4 protein-coding genes are annotated in these 2,577 nt (G+C 36.1%); all 4 read left to right on the top strand.

The window, feature by feature from the left end; translation table 11 throughout:
* A partial coding sequence (locus EAI80_RS12700) for an RNA-guided endonuclease TnpB family protein (RefSeq protein WP_153188264.1) occupies window positions 1-726 on the top strand: 726 nt, incomplete at its 5' end.
* A 245-nt stretch (window positions 727-971) separates the two neighbouring features.
* On the top strand, window positions 972-1,790 hold the full coding sequence (locus tag EAI80_RS12690) for a Cof-type HAD-IIB family hydrolase (RefSeq protein ID WP_129982330.1): 819 nt from the start codon (window positions 972-974) through the stop codon (window positions 1,788-1,790).
* On the top strand, window positions 1,783-1,962 hold the full coding sequence (locus EAI80_RS12685; protein ID WP_129982329.1) for a DUF4250 domain-containing protein: 180 nt from the start codon (window positions 1,783-1,785) through the stop codon (window positions 1,960-1,962). Before EAI80_RS12690 ends, EAI80_RS12685 begins: the two co-directional genes overlap by 8 nt.
* A 103-nt stretch (window positions 1,963-2,065) precedes the next feature.
* Window positions 2,066-2,577, top strand: a 512-nt coding sequence (locus EAI80_RS12680) for a pyridoxal-phosphate dependent enzyme (protein ID WP_129982328.1), incomplete at its 3' end; no start/stop codon positions are given.

Here is a 2,577-nt window from a genome sequence, read left to right as displayed (position 1 = left end):
ATCTATGAAGCTGAATGCATTCAAAGGAATCTCAATACAACAAATGCACTGGCATTAGATCTTGGTATCAATAATCTTGTCACTGGAGTATCAAGTAAAGGTGAAACATTCATCATTGATGGAAGAAGACTGAAGTCCATTAACCAGTGGTTCAATAAGAAAAATGCAAGATTACAGTCCATCAAGGATAAGCAGCATTTTGGAAAGAAGACAACCAACAGACAGAAGGCAATAGCACGCAGGCGTAACAATAGAATAAATGACTACATGAACAAGACTGCACGCAGGGTGATTGATTACTGTATCGATCATGATATTGGAACTCTTGTTGTGGGCTATAATGAAACATTTCAGAAGGATTTCAACATAGGCAGAAGAAACAATCAGACCTTCGTCAATATTCCTTATGGAAAGCTGAGAGACAAGCTTGAATATCTCTGTGAACTGAATGGCATCATACTTGTAATGCAGGAAGAGTCCTACACATCAAAGGCAAGCTTCTGGGATAAGGATGTCATACCAGTCTATAAGAGTGATGATACTGAAGAATACCATTTCAGTGGGAAGAGAATACATCGTGGACAGTATAGAACAGCCAGTGGACAAGTTCTGAATGCAGATGTAAATGGTGCATTAAATATCATGCGTAAAAGTAGCGTTGTGGATGTAAACATCCTATACAGTAGAGGCGAAGTGGACACGCCTATAAGAATAAGGATTGCCTAGCAATAGGTGGAGACTTAAATATCAAACTTCTTAAACGGATGCGTAAGCATCCTAGAAGCCTTGACTTCAAATACGGAATATTAAGTCGAGGTAGTTCACTATTGATTCCAACAATATAGACTCACTTTTAATGACACGCTATATCAATGGAAAGATGCGTAAGCATCAACTTGTCAAAGGACCAAAGAAACGTACACAAGATACAAGAAAGAGATTTTTAAAAACAATAGAGGGGATTATATCAAATGAAATATAAGTTAATTGCATTAGATTTAGATGGTACATTAAAGAATTCAGAAAATAAAATTACTGATAAAACACGTGAGACACTTATTAAAGCACAGCAGTTAGGTGCAACAATTGTACTTGCATCAGGTAGACCAACACCTGGTTTAAGACATGAAGCAGCTGCACTTGAATTAGAAAAGTATGAAGGTTACTTATTATCATTCAATGGTGCTAAGGTCATGGATGCGAAAACAAGACAGACTATGTTTGAACAGCGTTTGACTATTGAACAGGCTAAAAAAGCATATGATGAAGCAAAGAAACATAATCTTGCGATTATGACATATTATGATGATGCTGTTTATACTGAAGATGTAGATGATCAGTATGTGAATATTGAAGGACATATCAACGATATCGAAATTAAAAAGGCTGAATCTTTTAAATCAATTTTAAGAGATCCTATTAATAAAGTATTATGTACAGGTGATCCTGAACATGTGGCTTCTGTATTAGAGGACTATAAGAGTGCATTCCCAGGTTTAAGTATTTATCGTTCTGCACCATTCTTTATTGAAGTTATGGCACCAAATATTGATAAAGCAGCTTCTTTAGATAAGCTAGTAAAGATGCTTCATCTTACAAAAGAAGAAGTGATTGCCTTTGGTGATGGATTCAATGACTTATCACTCATTGAATATGCAGGCTGTGGTGTCGCTATGGCCAATGCAGTAGATGAAGTCAAAGAAAGAGCCGATGTTGTCACTTTATCAAATGATGAAGATGGTATTGCGTATATGTTGAAGAAACTAGAGGAGGAATTGAGAGATGAGTGAAATGCCTAAAGATCCAGTGATGTTACTTAGCTGGTTAAATATGAAACTTAGAGACCAATATGAAGATCTTGCAGACTTATGTTATGACTACCATATTCCTATGCAGGACATCGTAGATAAGATGGAAGCTATTGGTTACCATTACACATACAAATCAAATCAGTTCAAATAAGAGTGTATTACCACTCTTATTATTTTGCCTAAAATTTGTCTTATTTAGAACCAAAATAACGCGATAACGTTAAAAATATAAATATATGGAGGAAAATGAAAAAATGTTAGAACTAAAAGATTTTGAAGAAGCAAAAAAGAGAGTAGACGAAGTGATCATTCCAACACCTTTGATCTATAGTCTAGCATTCTCCAAAGAGTGTAGAAATATGGTTTATATAAAACCAGAAAACTTACAGAGAACTGGCGCATTCAAGATTAGAGGTGCTTATAATAAGATCATGAAGATGGATGATGAATCTAAGTCTAGAGGACTTATTGCCTCAAGTGCCGGAAACCATGCCCAGGGTGTGGCTTATGCCGCCCAGCAGTTAGGTGTTAAGGCTACAATTGTTATGCCTGCCCATACTCCACTTATTAAAGTGGATGCTACTAAAGCATTAGGTGCAGATGTTGTACTTCATGGTGAAGTGTATGATGATGCTTATAAGAAGGCAGTAGAATTACAGAAGGAACATGGCTATACATTTGTACATCCATTTGATGATGAAGATGTCATTGAAGGTCAGGGAACCATTGCCTTAGAAATCCTCAAAGAATTACCAGATACAGATAT

Origin of the sequence: Catenibacterium sp. co_0103, assembly GCF_004168205.1 — a bacterium.
Taxonomy (GTDB): Bacteria; Bacillota_I; Bacilli_A; order Erysipelotrichales; family Coprobacillaceae; genus Catenibacterium; species Catenibacterium mitsuoka_A.
This window is presented reverse-complemented; position numbering and strand designations above follow the sequence as displayed.